Consider the following 17681-nt stretch of genomic DNA (forward strand, 5'->3'; position numbering starts at 1 on the left):
GAGTCCTACAAAATGAGATTGCGGCGCAAGCGCCGTATTCTGCGCTGCCTCAAACGACGTCGCGAGCTCAAGCCAGTCAGCAACAACACACAGGCCATACGGCGTGATGATATCCTGCTGATGAGCGTTGTGCGGAACGAGAAAATTCGCCTGCCTTTCTTTCTTGAATATTATCGCAAACTGGGCATCAACCATTTTCTGTTTGTCGACAACAACAGCGATGATGGCAGTTTTGAATTTTTGAAAGAACAGGCTGACGTTTCGGTCTGGCGGACGACGACCAGCTACAAACGGGCAAGCTATGGTCTGGACTGGTCGAACTATCTGTTGCGCAAATACGCGCACGATCACTGGGTGCTGAGCGTCGATCCGGACGAATTCTTCATCTATCCGTTCTGCGACACCCGTCCAATCCGAGCCTTGACGGACTGGCTGGATGGCAGTGCCGTGCGCAGTTTTGGCACGATGCTGATCGACATGTACCCTGAAGGTCCGGTGGACGCCGAACCCTATGCCGAAGGTCAGAACCCGTTCGAAATCGCGCGCTGGTTCGATCCCGGGAATTACATGATCACCAAGAATCCCGAGTACAAGAACCTTTGGATTCAAGGGGGTCCACGGGCGCGCGTGTTCTTTCAGGACAACCCCTCCAAAGCACCGGCGCTGAACAAGATTCCGCTGGTAAAATGGAACCGGCGCTACGTCTATGTCAGCTCGACCCATTCGCTTTTGCCACGCGGGCTCAACCAGGTTTACGACGAATGGGGCGGCGAAAAGGCCAGCGGATCACTGCTTCATGCCAAGTTGATCAATACTCTTGGGGAAAAAGCCCGCGAGGAATTGCTGCGTGGCCAGCATTACCGCGGCTCGGGCGAATACAAGGCCTATGCCACTCAGCTTGAGGACAAGCCTGTTTTCTGGTGCGAGTGGTCCGAGGCCTATATCAACTGGCGACAGCTTGAAATCCTGGGCCTCATGTCGAAAGGAAACTGGGCATGAGCGGTCTGGGTATTGTCATGTTGGTTCATACTTCGCTGGACCGCGCCGAGCAGGTCGCGCGCCACTGGACAGCAGCGGGATGCCCGGTGGTCATCCATGTGGATCGCAAGGTGCCAGACACTGTTTATTCCCGGTTTGTTGCGTCCTGTTCGAACAATCCATCGATCGTGTTTTCTGACCGACATCGGTGCGATTGGGGTGGCTGGGGTATCGTTGCCGCCTCGCAAAGCGCGTCCGAGTTGATGCTGGAGCGTTTCCCCGAAGTTCGGCATGTGTTTCTTGCATCGGGGGCCTGCCTGCCTTTGCGACCGGTTCAGGAACTGATCGATTACCTGTCAGACCGGCCGCGTGTCGATTTCATCGAAAGCGCGACGACATCCGATGTCAGCTGGACCATCGGCGGGCTGGATCATGAACGGTTCACCCTGCGGTTTCCGTTTTCGTGGCGCAAACATCGCAAACTATTCGACGCATATGTAAAACTTCAGCGTCTGATGGGGTTTCGCAGAAAAATCCCCGACGGACTGGTTCCGCATATGGGAAGCCAATGGTGGTGCCTGACCCGCCAAACGCTGTCGGCAATCCTTCAAGACCCCAGGCGCAAGCTGTATGACAAGTATTTCCGTCATGTCTGGATTCCGGATGAAAGCTATTTCCAGACGCTGGCACGCTTGTATTCCACGCATATTGAAAGCAGGTCCCTGACCCTATCCAAATTCGATTACCAGGGGCGCCCGCACATCTTCTATGATGATCATCTGCAATTGCTGCGCCGATCGGATTGTTTTGTCGCCCGAAAAATCTGGCCCCGCGCAGAGCGATTGTACCAGGCATTCCTGACGGATCAGGCCGGGGCGATGAAACCGGCAGAGCCCAATCCGGGCAAGATCGATCGCGTATTTTCCAAAGCGGTGGAACGGCGAACTCGTGGGCGCGACGGGCTGTATATGCAAAGCCGTTTTCCCCGCCATGGCAGTGAAAACGGTCTGACATCGTCACAATATTCCGTATTCCAAGGCTTTTCGGAACTGTTCGAGGATTTCGAACCTTGGTTGGCCGCAACCACCGGAGCCAGAGTCCACGGGCATCTTTTCGGGCCGGAACGCGCCGAGTTTTCGCAAGGAGAAGCCATAACAAATGGCGCCCTCAGCGACAGTGCGGCGCTGCGGGACTATAACCCGACCGCCTTTCTGTCGAACCTGATCTGGAATACGCGCGGTGAACGCCAGTGTTTCCAGTTCAGCCCGCGGGACACTCAGGAAATCAACTGGTTTCTGGCGCGGGACAAGAACGCGCAGATTTCGGTCATCACGGGCGCTTGGGCGATCCCATTGTTCCGATCCAATATGAACTTCTCGGAAATCCGGAGTGAGGCGGCGCGCCTGCAACAAATTGAAACCAAGCAGCTGGAGGTGCTGACATCGGTCTGGACCAAGGCGCGGATGCGCAGTTGGACGCTGGCCGACTTCATTGAATCTCCGATGGATGCCTTGCAGGGCATTGTTGAAGAAATAGGCATGCAGCAGACCAGCCATCTGACCGAAGTGCCAACCATGGTCGATCTGTCCGGATTCGGGAAGTTCCTGCAAAATCTCAAGAATCAGGGAATGCACCCATATCTGATGGGCGATTTCCCGGCGGACGATGTGTTCGGTCGCCAGGAAAAGCCATACCGAAAACCGTATCTGGTGCAGTGATTGCCCATGTCAGCCCAATTTGACTACTTCGTGATTCTGGCCGCCATGCGCACAGGTTCGAACCTGCTTGAGGCCAACCTGAACGCGCTGGACGGGGTCACCTGTCACGGAGAGGCGTTTAATCCGCATTTTGCGGGCAGCCTGAAATCCGATCATCTGCTTGGCCTTTCGCTGGAAGACCGGGATGCGGACCCCATGCGAATGCTCAAGGCCATCAAATCAGCACCGGGTGACATCAATGGCTTTCGGTATTTCGAAGACCATGACCCACGTATCCTGAAACCTATGCTGAACGACCCGCGTTGTGCCAAGATCATTCTGACCCGCAACCCATTGGACAGTTACCTGTCGCTGAAAATAGCACAGAAAACGCAGCAGTGGCTGCTGAAGAATGTGAAACGCCGCGTCGACGCGCAGGTTGACTTCGACGCCGACGAATTTTCGGATTACCTGAACCAGCTGCAAGACCATCAGCTTATGGTGCAACGGCACCTGCAAAAGACAGGCCAAACCGGGTTCTTCATTCACTATGAAGACCTGACCGAGCTGGAGGTCATAAACGGGCTGGCTATATGGCTGGGGGTTGAGGGTCGGCTGACCCGACTGGATGATACCCTGAAACCGCAAAACCCGGCGCCGGCATTGTCGAAGGTCACCAATACTGATGAAATGAAACAAGCCCTGTGCGATCAGGATCGGTTCGGATTGCATCGGTCAACAAGCTTTGAGCCCCAGCGCGGCGCGGCTGTACCGCTTTACGTTGCCGCTGCAAGGTCTCCTTTGATGTATTTGCCCATTCGGGGCGGAATAGAGCCTGTTATCGTGCAATGGCTGGCTGATCTGGACGGATGTCAGACCGACAAGCTGATCACGGATCGAAACCGCAAACAGGTCCGCTCATGGAAACAGGGCCATCCCGGTCATCGGCAATTCACGGTTCTGCGTCACCCTCTGGCCCGGGCACATACGGCGTTTTGCAGTCATATTCTGAATACGGGGCCGGGCAGCTACAAGATGGTGCGGAATTACCTTCGCAACCGGCTCAAGCTGCCGATCCCGGGGCAAGTGCGGGACAACAATTATTCTGTCGAACAACACCGCGAAGCTTTTTCGGGCTTTCTGGACTTTCTGCGCCTCAACCTCAACGGGCAGACACCGGTCCGTGTGGACGGCACGTGGTGCAGCCAGTCCAGGACGTTGGAGGGAATCGCATCCTTCACCATGCCCGATCTGATTCTGAGAGAAGAGGATCTGATGACGGCCTTGCCGGATCTGGCGCGTAGCATGGGGCATTCAAACCCGCCTCAGCCTAGCTGCTGCGCACAGGATGAACCATATGCTTTGCACCTGATCTACGACAAAAACCTCGAAGCGCTGGCGGTTCAAGCCTATCAGCGCGACTATGAAGCATTCGGGTTCAGTGACTGGGCGCCAGGATCGGCCTAAGGGCGCAGGGTTATCAGCGTACCTTTGTTGACCATCGCATAAATCTCTTCGATTTCGTCATTCTTGACTGCGATGCATCCAGCTGTCCAATCCCGCTTCTTTTTTGCGCGCCGCCGCTCAGAACGCAGATTGGGTTCACCGTGGATGAAGATATCCCCACCCGGATCAACGCCCGCAGCCTTGGCTTTGGCGATGTCCTGCGAGTTGGGATAAGAAATGCCCAGGGATAGGTGATACCGGCTTCTGGGGTTGCGACGGTCGATCAGATAGGTGCCCTCGGGTGTTCGGCCGTCACCGCGCTGGTTCTTTGTTCCATTCGGGGCAAACCCCAAATCGACGTCATATTCCCTGAGGATCTTTTCGTTGTGCAACAAGTAAAGTTTTCGCGTACCCTTGTTGACCACCAAAGAGGTCACCTCGGGTCCGTTATAAGTCAGAAATCTTGGGCCGCTAGAGGCACAAGCCGAAAGGCTCAGCGTTGCCAACGCGCCTAAACCGAATACTCGACGATCCATGTTTCACTGCCTGCTCTGCTTTTTTTCGATCATTATGCCAAAAATGGGAAAAACTGAAATCACTTTTTGATGTTCGACTGCTCGGCCAGTCGACGTTCGATGCTTTCCAGCCGTTCCAGAACCTCATCGCGATAGGCATCGGTTTTAACCTCATCCTCGGCATGATGGGCATCCTGCATCGAATTGACGATCAGACCCACCAACAGGTTCACCACCGCAAAGGTCGTGACCATGATGAAGGGAACAAAGAAGACCCAGGCATAGGGATAGACCTCCATCACCGGGCGCACGATGCCCATCGACCAGCTTTCCAACGTCATGATCTGGAACAGCGTATAAGCAGACAGGCCCAGATCGCCGAACCAATCCGGGAACGATGCCGAAAACAGCTTGGTCGAGATTACCGCACCGATATAGAACAGGATTGCCATCAGCAGAAACACACTGGCCATGCCGGGAAGGGCCGAGATGAACCCTTCGACCACGCGACGCAGACGAGGCGCCACGGAAATCACGCGCAACACCCGCAGAATTCGCAGGGCGCGCAGCACCGACAGACCTCCGGCGCTGGGAACCAGGGCAATTCCTACGATCAGGAAATCGAATATGTTCCAGCCATTTGTGAAGAACCTGCGCCCGGTGGCAATCAGCTTCATGGAAATTTCAGCCACAAAGATCGCCAGGCAAAGCCTGTCCAGCGCCACGATCAAGGGGCCGGCCAGTTCCATCAGGGTCGGCGATGTCTCCATCCCCAAAAGAATGGCATTGAAAATGATCACGGCCGTTATGAACCGCCCGAAAACGGGCGCTTCGATAATATTCAGCAAACGCTGTTTGGACCCCATGTGTCAGTTTCCCCGGTAAGATCAAGATGCTGCGTTCAGAACAAACCGCGCAGCAAGTTCCGTGTGTGTTGACCATCGAAATTGGTCAACGACCTGTACCCATTCAAGGGTGTAACCCGCGTTAACCAGCGTTTTCGCATCACGCGCAAAGGTGACGGGGTTGCACGAGACATAGGCGATCACCGGGCGTTGCGCCTGTGCAATCTCATCTACCTGAGCTTCGGCACCGGCACGAGGCGGATCCAGAACAATGGCGTCGAAAGATTTCAGCTCGTCCGGCATCAGCGGGCGGCGGAACAGGTCACGGGCCTCGGTCGTTACGCGTTTCAGCCCTTGTGCCCTGCGCCAGCCCTGATCCAGCGCCTCGATCATGGCGGCCTCGCCTTCAACCGCGTGAACTTCGGCGCTTTCCGCCAACGGCAAAGAGAACGTTCCGCTGCCCGCAAACAGGTCAACGATACGTTTCGCACCCCGTGTAGCCTCGGAAACTGCCTTTGACAGAGCCTTTTCTCCGTCCTTTGTTGCTTGCAAGAAAGCTCCGGGGGGTGGCGTGACTCCGGCTGCTCCAAAGCGCTGAACCGGCGCATGCCGCATGGCAATAACCTCGTCATCCCAACTGAGCCGGGCCAGCCCATGTTTCTCGGTCGCCTGCGCCAACGCCAGTTCCAAGGGGCCGTCCAGCGGTTTGCCACCTGTTACGGCCACATCCAGACCAGCTTCGGACAGTGTGAGCGTGACAGCCAGAACGCCCTTGCGGCTTGCGCCCAGGTTGGCCAGCGCCTCGGCCACCGGAATGGCCGCGATCAAGGCCGGATCAAGCAACCGGCAATTGGGTATCTCGGTGATCGTGCCGGATGCACGACCGTGAAACCCCGCCAACGTGCCCTTTTTCGTGCGCCTTACGGCAATCGTAGCCCGCCGACGTGACCGTTCGGGCGATGTGTGTATCGGGCGCAAGGGTGCTTCGAGATCCTGCGCCATCAGCGCCTTGCGGACGATTTGCATTTTCCAGTCGGCCACAAATGTATCGGATGCGTGCTGCAACTGGCAGCCACCGCACGCTTTGTAGTGGCGGCAAGGGGCTTTGACACGGTGTTCGGACGGTGTCTCGACCCGGATATCGGTCACTTGCTGACCGACAAGGGTGCCGCTGACGATCTCACCGGGAAGGGTACGAGGGGCGTAAACAGGGCCATCGGCAATACCGTCGCCCTGATGTCCAAGCCTTGTGATTGTGAATTGCTGCGTCATGAGAGGCCTGATAGCCGGGCTTTCGCAGCAAAAAAACCCTTATTCCGCAGCTTCTGCCTGAATGAACCCGCCCGACTGGCGGTGCCAGAACCGCGCATACAGGCCGCCCAGGTCCAGCAGCGCCTCATGCGTTCCGGTTTCGGCGATCCTGCCCTCGTCCAAAACAACAATCCGGTCCATTTCGCTGAGTGTCGACAGCCGGTGCGCAATGGCCAGCACCGTTTTGCCCTGCATCACCCGATGCAGCGCGGTCTGAATCGAAGCTTCAACCTCGGAATCCAGCGCCGATGTCGCTTCGTCGAGAACCAGAATTGGAGCATCTTTCAAAATGGCGCGCGCCAGAGCGATCCTTTGTCGCTGCCCGCCGCTGAGTTTCACGCCCCGTTCACCCAGATGAGCATCATAGCCTTTTCGACCATGAGCATCTTCAAGACTCAGGATGAAATCATGCGCTTCGGCCTTTTTTGCGGCCTCGATCATCTCGGCCTCTGAGGCGTCCGGCCGGCCATACAGAATGTTCTCACGAGCAGACCGGTTGAACATCGCCGTTTCCTGCGTGACCATACCTATCTGTCGGCGCAGGCTGTCCTGCGTTACCTGAGACACGTCCTGGCCATCGATACAAATGGCGCCACTTTCCCTGTCATAGAGCCTAAGCAACAGTGAGACGAGCGTGGATTTCCCCGCCCCTGATGCACCGACAATGCCCAGTTTTTCGCTCGGGTTGACGGTTAGGCTCAAATCCGTGACGCCACCGATATCGCGACCGTAAGCAAAGCTGACGCCTTCGAAAGAAATCGACCCTTCGGTCACATCAAGGTCCTTCGCCCCGCGCGTATCTTCGACCCGGTCACGCTTGGTCAGCGTTTTCATCCCGTTTTCGATTTCACCGACATTGGCATACAGCCCCATCAAGGTGAAACTGACCCAACCGGTCATCTGAGCAATACGGATCGAAACCGCCCCGGCAGCCACGATATCCCCGGCGGTCGCCATGCCGCCCTGCCACAGCCACAAGGTCGCGCCCAGCAGCAAGACAGGCAGGACACCGGCCAGCGTCATGAGGATGAACCGGAAACTTGCCGACAACTTGCCGAAATCCAGCGATTTTTCACGCAGATCCACCATCGATTCACGCGCCGCCTGATCTTCGAATTCCGAGTGGGCGAACAGCTTCACGGTTTTGATGTTGGTGATCGTATCGACCACCTGCCCAGACACCATCGCCCGCGCCCCGGCCCGCGCGGCGGAACGTTTGCGGATGCGCGGCAGATACCAGCGCACCAGCATGAAATACACAGCCAGCCATGCTGCGAAGGGCAGCATCACCAAAGGATGAATAGACCCCAACAAAAGCAAAGACCCCACCAGAGACGCCAGGGCAAACACAATCGCGCTGATCGTTTCCGACACGACCGAAGCCATGGCGTTCGATGTCTGCATCTGCTTTTGCGCGATCCGACCGGCAAAATCATCGTCGAAATAGGTCACCGACTGACCCAGGGTCCAACGGTTCAGCTTGGCCAGAACCAAAGGTGTGATGTTTGGCATGACAATGTAGTTGTTCGACAAGGATGACAGGCCAAACAGGATCGGGCGAAGCAACATGAAGAAAGCGACCGCACCGAGGATCATCCACATATTGGCAGCGGTCAGAAAATTCTCGGGCCCGCTGGCGGTCGCCACATCAATCACGCGGCCCAGTATCCAAGCCGTGACCGCCTCCATCGCGCCTGCAATGGCCGAGAAGAACGCCGCAACAAACAGCATTGGCCACGCCCCGGACAGGCTCCAGCGGATGAACGCCCCCAACGTCTGCGGTGGGGGCGTTTCGATGTTCCTGAACGGATAGATGAGGTCGGCAATCCTCATTCAGCAGCCTCCGGGTTCATGAAACCACCAGATTGCCGCGCCCAGAATTGGGCGTAAAGGCCACCTTGCGCCAGAAGATCGGAATGCGTGCCTTCCTCGACGATACGGCCTGCATCCATCACCAGAATGCGATCCATCTGCGCGATGGTACTGAGCCTGTGGGCAATGGCGATCACGGTTTTTCCTTGCATCATGCCGTATAGGGTTTCCTGAATTGACGCTTCGACCTCGGAATCTAGGGCGGATGTCGCCTCATCCAACAACAAGATCGGCGCATCCTTCAGGATCACCCGCGCCAGCGTCACACGCTGCCGCTGGCCACCTGACAGCTTCACCCCCCGTTCACCGACATGCGCGTCGTACCCGGTCCGACCCTGCGGATCTTGCAAATCGAGGATGAACTCATGTGCTTCGGCCTGTTTGGCGGCGGCGATCATCTGCGCCTCGGACGCATCTGGCCGGCCATAAAGGATGTTGTCGCGGACCGAGCGATGCAGCAAGGCGCTGTCTTGTTGAACCATACCGATATGGCTGCGCAGACTGTCCTGGGTGACATGCGCAATGTTCTGACCGTCAATATAAATCGCACCGCGTTCGACGTCGTAGAACCGCAACAGCAGCTTTACCAGTGTCGATTTGCCAGCACCCGAGCGACCGATCAAACCAATCTTTTCACCGGGCCGGACGGTCAGGTCGATATGGTCCAAACCGCCGGCCTCGCGACCATAGTGATGCGAGAGGTCGCGGATCTGGATCTCACCTTTGGTAAGCCGCAAGGGTTTCGCGTCAGGCGCATCAAGCAAGTCGATGGGCTGGGCAATGGTCTCCATCCCCTCGGACACGATACCAAGTTGGCGGAAAAAGCTGGTCAGGGCCCACATGATCCATCCGGTCATGGCATTCAGGCGCAGGGTCAAGGCGGTAGCCGCCGCAACGACACCGACCGAAGCGCTGCCTTGCATCCACAAGGCAATCGCCCAGCCCACAACACCCACGATCAGCATACCGTTCAAAGTGACCAGAACGGCATCCATAATAGTGAAAATCCGCATTTCGATCTGAAATGTCCGACGGGTTTCCTCGATCGCCTCGCGGGCATAGTCCAGCTCTTGCGGGCCATGGGCAAACATTTTGACCGAATGGATGTTGGTATAGCTGTCCACCACCCGCCCCGTGACCGTCGAACGCGCATCCGAGGCCGCTTTTGACGCCGGACCAACACGCTGAACGGTCCAGCGCACCAGCATGGCGTAGAATCCGAACCAGATCAGCAGCGGGATCAACAGACGCGGATCCGCCGCGTACAGCAGGATCGCCGCACCGATCAAATAGGCCAGCGAAAAGGAAATCGCGTCAAAAACCTGAAACACCACTTCACCCGCCGCAGGAGGTGTCTGCATGATCCGGTTGGCAATCCGCCCGGCAAAGTCGTTCTCGAACCAGCCAACCGACTGACGCAACACGTGTTTGTGCGCACGCCAACGGATCAGCGTACCAAAGTTCGGCAAAATCGTATTGTTCAGCAGAAGTACGTCGACCAAATGCAGAAGCGGACGCAACAGCAACACAAAGGCTGCCATCAACAACAATTCCGTTCCGTGATTTTGCCAGACCTCTGCCGGCGTGCCGCCCAACAGATCCACTACGCGACCCATGTAGTAGATCAGCCCGATTTCAACACCCGCGACGATTATGGAAACCAGCGCCGCCCAGAAAAATACCTGGAAAAAGGGCCGCGAATAATCCAGCATGAAGGGCCACAACCGCGTCGGCGGTGCGTCAGCCTCACGATAGGCAACAAAAGGGTCAACAAGGTTTTCGAAATAGCGAAACATGGAAAGTGCTCCGATTGAGCAGGAAAATAGACGTGCGAAGAAAGATGGCGCCCGAACACCACCCTTTACGGGGCAGGTGTCCCGGCTTTAGCCGAACCAGATCCCGTAATACATTCGCATTCCTCCATCCATGTGACAGGCGAACCTAAGCACAAAGGATCCGAGATGTCATCCCCTTTTGAGACTTCGCGCTAATGTGCCAGCAACTCTTCGCGTGACAGCGCAAAACCGGATGCGATCCAGCGTTTTTCCAGCTCAGCCAGCTTCTTGCCCAGCGCCGGGCCGGTGAAGTTGGGGATCAGATCTCTGGCCTGGACAGGGAAACGCGCTGCTGCGCCTGCATGCAGATCGCGCCGCAAATCTTCGGACCAGGGTTGTTCCAGAAAGGCGCAGCGCAAAAGCGTCTCGTGCAATCCCCCTTCATCGCCATAACGGTATCCCAGTTCAGCAATACTGGTTGTGGACTGTGCCTCTTCACGCATCCTGATCAGGCGTTGCAACTGCGAACGGCTCAACCGCAATGTCGCGGCTTCATCGGGCGAGGCAATGGCTGCGAGGCGTCGCACCGGATCGGGATCGGCTCCAGCTGCCTGTTCCAGCGCGATCAAAGGGGCCAAAGACCGATCGTCCGCCCCCGGCAACACCCGGGCCAAAACACCGGTACTGCGCATGGTCGCAACGGCAGGGGCCGGATCAGGTGACGCCAGCAATTTCAGCAGCTCTGCCCCGATCCGCTCGCGCGACAACGACTCCAGCCCGTCAAGATTGGCGCCGATGGCGGCCAGGGCATCGGGGTCGAAACCGCCATCCGGATCCCCGTACCAGGCGTGAAAACGGAAGTAGCGAAGCGAACGGAGATAGTCTTCGCGAATGCGGTTCTCGGCGGTTCCAATGAACCGCACCAACCGGGCCTCAAGGTCGGGAAGACCATTGAGAGGGTCCAGCACGGTGCCATCGGGTTGGGCATAGAGCGCGTTCATGGTGAAATCCCGTCGCGCCGCGTCTTCTTCGACGTGATCGGAAAATGCCACGACCGCGCGGCGGCCATCGGTTTCCACGTCACGGCGGAAGGTGGTGACCTCGTGCGGGATGCCCGCGCTGACCACTGTGATCGTACCATGCTCGATGCCGGTCGGAATGGCCCTGAGCCCGACAGCCTGCGCCAGTTCGACGATCTGCTCGGGCCTTGCATCGGTGGCAATGTCGATATCCGACACTGGTGCGCCAAGCAGCGCGTTGCGCACGCATCCACCCACGAAAAGCGCCTGAGCCCCGGAAGAGGTCAGAGCCGAACAGACCCTTTGCGTCGCTGGTTCACTGATCCAGGCTTCGTCAATCTGCATCATTCATTCACCCGTGCAGCAAGCCCGCGCAATATGCGGGCGGTCGCGCCCCAAATGTAATAGGGGCCGTACGGAACTGCGTAGTATCTGCGTCTCTGGCCGCGCCATCGGCGCGACTCGATCAGATAATTCTCAGGATTCAAAAGATGGGCAAGGGGGGTCGCGAAAACTTCGTCCACTTCGCCGGGTTCAGGCACGGGTTGGAACCTGTCCCGCAAAACCGCGACAACCGGTGTCACAGTGAACGAGGTCACGGTCTCATGCGTCGGCAGAAATCCCAGGATCTCGGGCATTTCCGGGGGCAGGCCGATCTCTTCCTCAGCTTCCCGCAGCGCCGCAGCCGTAACGTCAGCATCGGTTTCGTCCTGTTTGCCACCGGGAAAGGCGATCTGGCCCGGGTGATGCTTCAGCGCGGATGAGCGTTTGGTCAGGATGACCTGCGGTGTGTCATCAGCCAGTGAAATGGCCACCAGAACACCGGCGGGTCGCAACCGTCGTCCGGGCGGCAGAACGGTATCCGGGTTCAGGTCAAAGTCGCTGGACCCGTGACCGGGGCGGCGCAGGGCCGCCCGGATCTTTTCAACCGGGTCATGCACCTTTGGGGTCTTCGGCATCGAACCCGACAGTTGCCGGGTCCAACACATAATGAGCCCCGCAGAACTGACAATCCGCGGTGACTTCGCCCTCGGGCGTGGTCATCTTTTCGATATCCTTGGCCGAATAGATCGACAGGCTCTGTCGCACACGATCCTCGGAACAGGTGCAGCCAAATTGAACGGACTGCGCATCATAGACACGCGGCTGTTCCTCGTGAAACAGGCGAACCAGAAGGTCGGTCGGCGCAACAGAGGGGCCGATCATCTCCAAATCCTCGACGGTATCCAGCAGGATATTGACGCGACCCCAGTTTTCACCTTCTTCGCCATCGACCAGATCGGCAGCGGTCAGGATGTCACCGGTTCCTTCACCCGACGCGGCAAAGGGCGACGCTTTGGGCATGTGTTGCAGCATGATGCCGCCTGCACGCCAATGCTCGCCCACGCCCGGCTCGGTCGATTTGCCGAAGCTCAGCGAAAACCGCGTCGGCAGCTGTTCGGATTGCGCGAAATATGCCTCGGCGCAGGCGCTCAGCGATCCACCGGCCAGCGGAGTGATGCCCTGATACGGCTGCGTGCCCTCTCCCTGATCGATCATGATGGCAAAATACCCTTCGCCCACCTGATCGAAAGGCGCAGAATTGGAAAGCCGGTCCCGGTCAAAGCTGGCATAAGCCCGTATCTGGGCGGGCTGGCCCTCTTCCTGCGGCGCATAATAGTCGGTTGCGATCATGCGCACCGCCCCTTTGGACTGTACCTGCAACGACAGTTTCCAGCGCAACGCAACCGTTTGGCCGATCAACGCGGTCAGCAAGGCCATCTCGGCCACAAGCGCCTCGACCTGCTCGGGATAGTCATGCTGTTTCAGGATACCATCCAGCACGCCATCCAGACGGGCCACGCGGCCGCGCATGTCGGATGCATCAAGTTGAAAGGGCAGGACGGTATCGTCCCACGCGATTTTTGTTCCAAGAGACATGGGGTTTCCTTACACGCCACGGGTTGGCATACCGGCACCATATAGGTCGTACAGATCGGGTTGAAAGGGGCCATACATGATCAGGCGGTTCGGTGAAACCCCCGAGACGGGGCGGAAATACACCCGAAGGGTTGGCGTATATGCCCTTTTGCCACGTGGCGGCCAATTGCTGTTGACCTGTCAGACCGAACCGGGCCCGGATCTGCAATTGCCGGGTGGAGGCATCGATCCGGGCGAATCACCGATTTCGGCCTTGCATCGCGAAGTCTATGAAGAAACCGGGTGGCATGTTGCCAACCCGCGTCGCATCGGCGCTTTTCGCCGGTTCACCTATATGCCCGAATACGATCTGTGGGCCGAAAAGGTCTGCCTGATCTACCGCGCCCGTCCCGTACGCCGCAAAGGCCCGCCGAGCGAGGCATTCCACGAAGCACTGTGGATGGAAGCCGCCGATGCCGTTGAATTGCTGGGCAATGACGGTGACCGGCACTTTGCGGAAATGCATCTCAGTTTGCTTTAAGACCCGTTATATTCAAAGAAAACGGCGGATACGTCATCCCCAATGCCATCTTTGGGCGAAATCTCCTGGGTCAATCGCCAGAACATGTCGTCCAGAAACTCCGACCCACCCTTTTCAGAAATGCACTGCTGGGCCATCTGTCGCAAACCGTCTTCCTCCAGCAAACCGCCTTCGGCAAGCTGACATTCGGTAAATCCGTCCGAATACACCAACAGTTTGTCGCCGGGTTTCATGTGAATCTCGATTTGCTGAAAACTCGCATCTTCGATCAGCCCGATCGGCAACCCGCCATCACCCAGAAATTCAGTGCTGCCATCCTGCCGCAGCAGAAGCGGATGCGGATGCCCGGCCTGCACCATCTTGAGGTGCCCGTTTCGAAGATCCACAATGGCGTAGACCATCGTGAAATATTCCTCGATCCCTTCATCCGCCATCAATCGGGAATTGAGCATGCTTGCGACGTCTTCCGGTGGCAGCAGAGCGTAGAATTTGTTGAACCTCTTCTCCATTGCGACGTTTTGATCGAAATGCTTGCTGGAAAGATAACCGCCCAGACGCGCCGTCATCATGGCCGAGGTGATGCCATGCCCGGATACATCTATGCTGTAGAACCCCAGCCGATTGACCCCGGGCGAGAACATGCCAACAAGGTCTCCTCCGATATGACCGCAGGGTTTCAACAACAGGCTGACCCGGGATTTTCCAAAGCTCCGCGTAAATTCCGGAACCAGCGATTCCTGGATTTTTCGGGCTTGAATGAGGTCCTTATCGATCGCGTCATGCGCCAGCCTGAGTTCTTCGAGCGCGGATTCGATCAGGCGGTTTTTCTGCGAAAGCTCGCGCTGCATGTCCAGAATGCGCGCGCCTGCGGATATGCGCGCCCGCAACTCATCCGCCTCCAGGGGTTTGATCAGAAAATCGTCTGCCCCGGCATCCAGTCCGCGCGCAACCTCCTGCTTTTCACTTTTGGAAGTCAGAAGGATGAAATAACAATATTGATCGGTATCCAGGGCGCGAAACGCGTTGCAAAACTCAAGCCCGCTCATCCCCGGCATGACCCAATCGCTGAGAACAAGATCGGGCGGATCGTCCAGACAATGCGCCAGGGCGGCATCGCCCGTATCGGCCTCGACCACCTCAAAGCCCCATTTTCTGAGCGATGCGACCAGGATGCGCCGCTGCAGACGGCTGTCATCAACCACCAGCACTTTACGGATCGCGCCGAAATCCAGATCTGATCTGGTTTCCTCAAGACTCGCCCTTGGCACCATTTACCCTCTGACCTGATGCGTTCATTCACACTGGGCGATCCTAGTGGCGACGGTTTTAACATCCGGTGAAGACCGAAGGCCGCAATCCCGCTTGGCCGTTAACCCGGTTTTTACTGGTGTTGCCTATTCTTGGAAACGCATGTTCAACGGCAGGTGACGCAGTATGATCCACTGGGGCAGAGTCCGACAATTGCGGGACGAGGTTGGCCCGGATGAGTTTGATGAGGTGGTCGACATCTTTCTGGAAGAAGTGCAGGAGGTCATCGCCCGCCTGCATCAGGATACAAGCCGGTCCGAGCTGGAACAGAATCTGCATTTCCTGAAGGGCAGCGCGCTCAGTCTTGGATTCGACCAGTTCTCGAAACTCTGTCAGGACGGCGAACGGCAGGCGGCCGCGGGTCAGGGCGAGGATGTCGATCTGCCCGCTATTCTGGCCGTATTTGACAGCTCGAAACAGAAATTCGAGGCTGAGCTGCGCCAGAATCTGGATTAAATCACGAACTGCGCCAGCGTTTCGTCTTCGGTTATGTCGGTGTAGGTGAACCCTGCCTCATCCAGATGCGCAAATAGACGCATGAAGTTTTCAGGCTTGCGGGTTTCAATCCCGATCAGGACCGAACCAAAATTGCGCGCCGATTTTTTCATGTATTCGAAGCGGGCGATATCGTCCTCGGGGCCGAGAATACCCAGAAACTCCTTCAGCGCGCCGGGGCGCTGCGGCAGGCGCAGGATGAAATACTTCTTCACCCCGGAATAGCGTTGGGCGCGTTCTTTGACCTCGGGCAGGCGTTCAAAATCGAAATTGCCACCGGATGTCACGCAGACCACGGTCTTGCCCCGCACAAAGCTTTGGATATCGCCCACCGCTTCGATCGCCAGCGCGCCGGCGGGCTCCAGAACGATGCCTTCGACATTCAGCATCTCGATCATGGTGGTGCAGATTCGGTCCTCGGACAGAACCAGCACATCCGACAGATGGCGAGACTTCAGCAATTCAAACGGTTTCTCACCGATCCGTCCAACCGCTGCGCCATCGACGAAGGTATCCACATGATCCAGCGAGACCGGATGGCCCGCAGCCAAAGCAGCGCGCAGACAGGCACCTCCGGCCGGTTCGACAAACAGACAATGGCTGCGATCCCCGAACCATGTGGCCACGCCCGAGGACATGCCGCCGCCGCCAACCGGCAAAACGACGTGATCCGGCACGCCTCCCATTTGCTCTTCGATCTCGACCGCCAACGAGGCCTGGCCTTCAATGACATCAGCGTCATCGAAGGGTGACAGGAAATACCCGCCCTGCTGCGCGCACCATGCTTGCGCGGCGGCCAGAGTATCGTCGAAATAGTCGCCAGTCAGGTGGATCTCGATATTGTCGCCGCCGAAAATGCGGGTCTTTTGGATTTTCTGCTGCGGCGTCGTGACCGGCATGAAGATCACACCGCGCACCTCCAGATGCTTGCACATGAACGCCACACCCTGCGCGTGGTTGCCAGCACTGGCACAGACGAACAGGTCCTGCCCCTGCTGCTTGCGCATGGCATTGAACGCACCACGGATCTTGTAAGACCGCACTGGGCTGAGGTCTTCGCGCTTGAGCCAGATATCGGCCCCATAACGGTCAGACAGATGCGCATTCCGCTGCAACGGTGTTGCCGGAAACACGGTGCGCATCGCCTGTTCGGCAGCGCGGGCGCGGGTCATGAAATCAGTCATGTCGATTTCCCTGCCCCATCATCGCGGCAAGGGCAAGGAATACATATGTGTACGCCGCTCAGGACAGTTCGCGTTTTTCGATGAAGATTCCGTACATCGTGGTCAGGATACTGACATTGATCATCGGCAGAATGAGCGTGCCAAAGAACACGGTCAGCAATACACCCAGCACCGGTATTATTGCCAGAAGGGTGAAAGCCAGCTGCACCAGAATCTGGAACAGGAGGGCGACAAGCAGCAGCAACAAGATTGCACCACTGACCCCGGATGTGTTGTTCCATGCCTCACCGATCGATATGGGATTTCCTATCGCCGCCGCGGGCAGAATAATTGACAGGCGATAGAAGCACACGACCAGAAAAAAAGTGTAAACAATCACCAAAATGGTCGAAAGCACCGCAAGGCTTTCGCCTAGTGCAGCAGCGACCAGACCCATGGGGATATAAGCGATCACCATCAAAACCCCCAACATCAGAAAGCGACCGAAATAGGCAAGAATCCTGTCGAAGCGGAATGTCGGGAGTATTCCCGTGGGATACTCTTCCAACAGGATGAAGCGGTGCCATGACACCGCAATCCAGAACATCGTGACGGACATTACCGCCAGCAAAACGACCGCAAAAACAAAGGCTGAACCTGCGGTTGCACCTGACGGCAACGCGCCTGCGTTGTCTTCAAGCGCCTCAAGCGGAATACCAAGCGCCCAGAACACGCCCACGATGATGATTGTCGCAATAAGAGCAGGACCAACCGTAATCTGTAGCACCTGCTTGATGTTTCCAAATACCATCCGCAC

16 protein-coding genes are annotated in these 17681 nt (G+C 57.3%); 5 read left to right on the forward strand and 11 right to left on the reverse strand.

Annotated features, from left to right (window positions below; all coding sequences use genetic code 11):
• Positions 1-12: 12 nt before the first annotated feature.
• From ACR0C6_RS17245 to ACR0C6_RS17255, 3 genes are read left to right on the forward strand one after another with little or no spacing between them, the layout of a single operon-like run.
• Positions 13-999: a glycosyltransferase family 2 protein gene (locus ACR0C6_RS17245; RefSeq protein WP_480620460.1), complete on the forward strand. Its 987-nt coding sequence runs from the start codon at positions 13-15 to the stop codon at positions 997-999.
• Positions 996-2696 carry a DUF5927 domain-containing protein gene (locus tag ACR0C6_RS17250; RefSeq protein ID WP_480620404.1) on the forward strand — a complete coding sequence of 567 codons (1701 nt, stop codon included), beginning with the start codon at positions 996-998 and terminating at the stop codon, positions 2694-2696. Before ACR0C6_RS17245 ends, ACR0C6_RS17250 begins: the two co-directional genes overlap by 4 nt.
• Before the next feature lie 6 nt (positions 2697-2702).
• Positions 2703-4142 (forward strand): nodulation protein NodH, encoded by a 1440-nt coding sequence (locus ACR0C6_RS17255; RefSeq protein ID WP_480620406.1) that lies wholly within the window; start codon positions 2703-2705, stop codon positions 4140-4142.
• On the opposite strand, the gene ACR0C6_RS17260 is transcribed toward ACR0C6_RS17255, so the two are convergent.
• The 8 genes from ACR0C6_RS17260 to hslO all read right to left on the reverse strand — a co-directional run bounded on the left by ACR0C6_RS17260 (position 4139) and on the right by hslO (position 13378).
• Positions 4139-4657 (reverse strand): L,D-transpeptidase family protein, encoded by a 519-nt coding sequence (locus ACR0C6_RS17260; RefSeq protein WP_480620408.1) that lies wholly within the window; start codon positions 4655-4657, stop codon positions 4139-4141. The genes ACR0C6_RS17255 and ACR0C6_RS17260 overlap by 4 nt on opposite strands.
• 59 nt (positions 4658-4716) lie before the next feature.
• Positions 4717-5502: an ion transporter gene (locus ACR0C6_RS17265; protein ID WP_152459586.1), complete on the reverse strand. Its 786-nt coding sequence runs from the start codon at positions 5500-5502 to the stop codon at positions 4717-4719.
• Between the two features lie 21 nt (positions 5503-5523).
• Entirely contained in the window at positions 5524-6753 is a 1230-nt protein-coding gene (locus tag ACR0C6_RS17270; RefSeq protein ID WP_480620410.1) for a class I SAM-dependent RNA methyltransferase, read from the reverse strand.
• A gap of 39 nt (positions 6754-6792) precedes the next feature.
• Positions 6793-8625, reverse strand: a complete 1833-nt coding sequence (locus tag ACR0C6_RS17275; protein WP_171230128.1) for an ABC transporter ATP-binding protein — start codon at positions 8623-8625, stop codon at positions 6793-6795.
• Positions 8622-10460 carry an ABC transporter ATP-binding protein gene (locus ACR0C6_RS17280; protein ID WP_480620412.1) on the reverse strand — a complete coding sequence of 613 codons (1839 nt, stop codon included), beginning with the start codon at positions 10458-10460 and terminating at the stop codon, positions 8622-8624. Before ACR0C6_RS17280 ends, ACR0C6_RS17275 begins: the two co-directional genes overlap by 4 nt.
• Positions 10461-10651: 191 nt before the next feature.
• Entirely contained in the window at positions 10652-11806 is a 1155-nt protein-coding gene (locus tag ACR0C6_RS17285; RefSeq protein ID WP_480620414.1) for a CCA tRNA nucleotidyltransferase, read from the reverse strand.
• A complete protein-coding gene (locus ACR0C6_RS17290; RefSeq protein WP_480446515.1) occupies positions 11803-12417 on the reverse strand; it encodes a CoA pyrophosphatase in 615 nt (204 codons plus the stop codon). Before ACR0C6_RS17290 ends, ACR0C6_RS17285 begins: the two co-directional genes overlap by 4 nt.
• On the reverse strand, positions 12392-13378 hold the full coding sequence (hslO, locus tag ACR0C6_RS17295) for an Hsp33 family molecular chaperone HslO (RefSeq protein ID WP_171230132.1): 987 nt from the start codon (positions 13376-13378) through the stop codon (positions 12392-12394). The genes ACR0C6_RS17290 and hslO overlap by 26 nt, the downstream gene beginning before the upstream one ends.
• Positions 13379-13454: 76 nt before the next feature.
• Here hslO and ACR0C6_RS17300 point away from each other — a divergent pair, with 76 nt between their 5' ends.
• Positions 13455-13898, forward strand: coding sequence for an NUDIX hydrolase (locus ACR0C6_RS17300; protein ID WP_171230133.1), 444 nt, complete (start codon positions 13455-13457; stop codon positions 13896-13898).
• Here the strand turns inward: ACR0C6_RS17300 and ACR0C6_RS17305 are convergent.
• Positions 13895-15169, reverse strand: a complete 1275-nt coding sequence (locus ACR0C6_RS17305; protein ID WP_171233540.1) for a PP2C family protein-serine/threonine phosphatase — start codon at positions 15167-15169, stop codon at positions 13895-13897. The two genes, ACR0C6_RS17300 and ACR0C6_RS17305, sit on opposite strands and share 4 nt — an antisense overlap.
• Before the next feature lie 163 nt (positions 15170-15332).
• Here ACR0C6_RS17305 and ACR0C6_RS17310 point away from each other — a divergent pair, with 163 nt between their 5' ends.
• Positions 15333-15662, forward strand: a complete 330-nt coding sequence (locus ACR0C6_RS17310; RefSeq protein WP_170345824.1) for an Hpt domain-containing protein — start codon at positions 15333-15335, stop codon at positions 15660-15662.
• On the opposite strand, the gene ilvA is transcribed toward ACR0C6_RS17310, so the two are convergent.
• Together ilvA and ACR0C6_RS17320 are read right to left on the reverse strand one after the other, a co-directional pair.
• Positions 15659-16885 (reverse strand): threonine ammonia-lyase IlvA, encoded by a 1227-nt coding sequence (ilvA, locus tag ACR0C6_RS17315; RefSeq protein ID WP_480620416.1) that lies wholly within the window; start codon positions 16883-16885, stop codon positions 15659-15661. The genes ACR0C6_RS17310 and ilvA overlap by 4 nt on opposite strands.
• Before the next feature lie 58 nt (positions 16886-16943).
• Entirely contained in the window at positions 16944-17651 is a 708-nt protein-coding gene (locus tag ACR0C6_RS17320) for a hypothetical protein (protein WP_480620418.1), read from the reverse strand.
• Between the last annotated feature and the right edge of the window lie 30 nt (positions 17652-17681).

The organism is Ruegeria sp. AL12, from assembly GCF_056540885.1.

What these genes read in the sequence shown, in the direction of transcription:
- ACR0C6_RS17285 (WP_480620414.1), bottom strand. Translation starts at nt 11,806, where the DNA reads ATGATGCAGATTGACGAAGCCTGGATCAGTGAACCAGCGACGCAAAGG.
- ACR0C6_RS17280 (WP_480620412.1), bottom strand. Translation starts at nt 10,460, where the DNA reads ATGTTTCGCTATTTCGAAAACCTTGTTGACCCTTTTGTTGCCTATCGT.
- ACR0C6_RS17270 (WP_480620410.1), bottom strand. Translation starts at nt 6,753, where the DNA reads ATGACGCAGCAATTCACAATCACAAGGCTTGGACATCAGGGCGACGGT.
- ACR0C6_RS17305 (WP_171233540.1), bottom strand. Translation starts at nt 15,169, where the DNA reads ATGGTGCCAAGGGCGAGTCTTGAGGAAACCAGATCAGATCTGGATTTC.
- ACR0C6_RS17290 (WP_480446515.1), bottom strand. Translation starts at nt 12,417, where the DNA reads ATGCCGAAGACCCCAAAGGTGCATGACCCGGTTGAAAAGATCCGGGCG.
- ilvA (WP_480620416.1), bottom strand. Translation starts at nt 16,885, where the DNA reads ATGACTGATTTCATGACCCGCGCCCGCGCTGCCGAACAGGCGATGCGC.
- ACR0C6_RS17260 (WP_480620408.1), bottom strand. Translation starts at nt 4,657, where the DNA reads ATGGATCGTCGAGTATTCGGTTTAGGCGCGTTGGCAACGCTGAGCCTT.
- ACR0C6_RS17255 (WP_480620406.1), top strand. Translation starts at nt 2,703, where the DNA reads ATGTCAGCCCAATTTGACTACTTCGTGATTCTGGCCGCCATGCGCACA.
- ACR0C6_RS17310 (WP_170345824.1), top strand. Translation starts at nt 15,333, where the DNA reads ATGATCCACTGGGGCAGAGTCCGACAATTGCGGGACGAGGTTGGCCCG.
- ACR0C6_RS17275 (WP_171230128.1), bottom strand. Translation starts at nt 8,625, where the DNA reads ATGAGGATTGCCGACCTCATCTATCCGTTCAGGAACATCGAAACGCCC.
- ACR0C6_RS17265 (WP_152459586.1), bottom strand. Translation starts at nt 5,502, where the DNA reads ATGGGGTCCAAACAGCGTTTGCTGAATATTATCGAAGCGCCCGTTTTC.
- ACR0C6_RS17250 (WP_480620404.1), top strand. Translation starts at nt 996, where the DNA reads ATGAGCGGTCTGGGTATTGTCATGTTGGTTCATACTTCGCTGGACCGC.
- ACR0C6_RS17245 (WP_480620460.1), top strand. Translation starts at nt 13, where the DNA reads ATGAGATTGCGGCGCAAGCGCCGTATTCTGCGCTGCCTCAAACGACGT.
- ACR0C6_RS17300 (WP_171230133.1), top strand. Translation starts at nt 13,455, where the DNA reads ATGATCAGGCGGTTCGGTGAAACCCCCGAGACGGGGCGGAAATACACC.
- hslO (WP_171230132.1), bottom strand. Translation starts at nt 13,378, where the DNA reads ATGTCTCTTGGAACAAAAATCGCGTGGGACGATACCGTCCTGCCCTTT.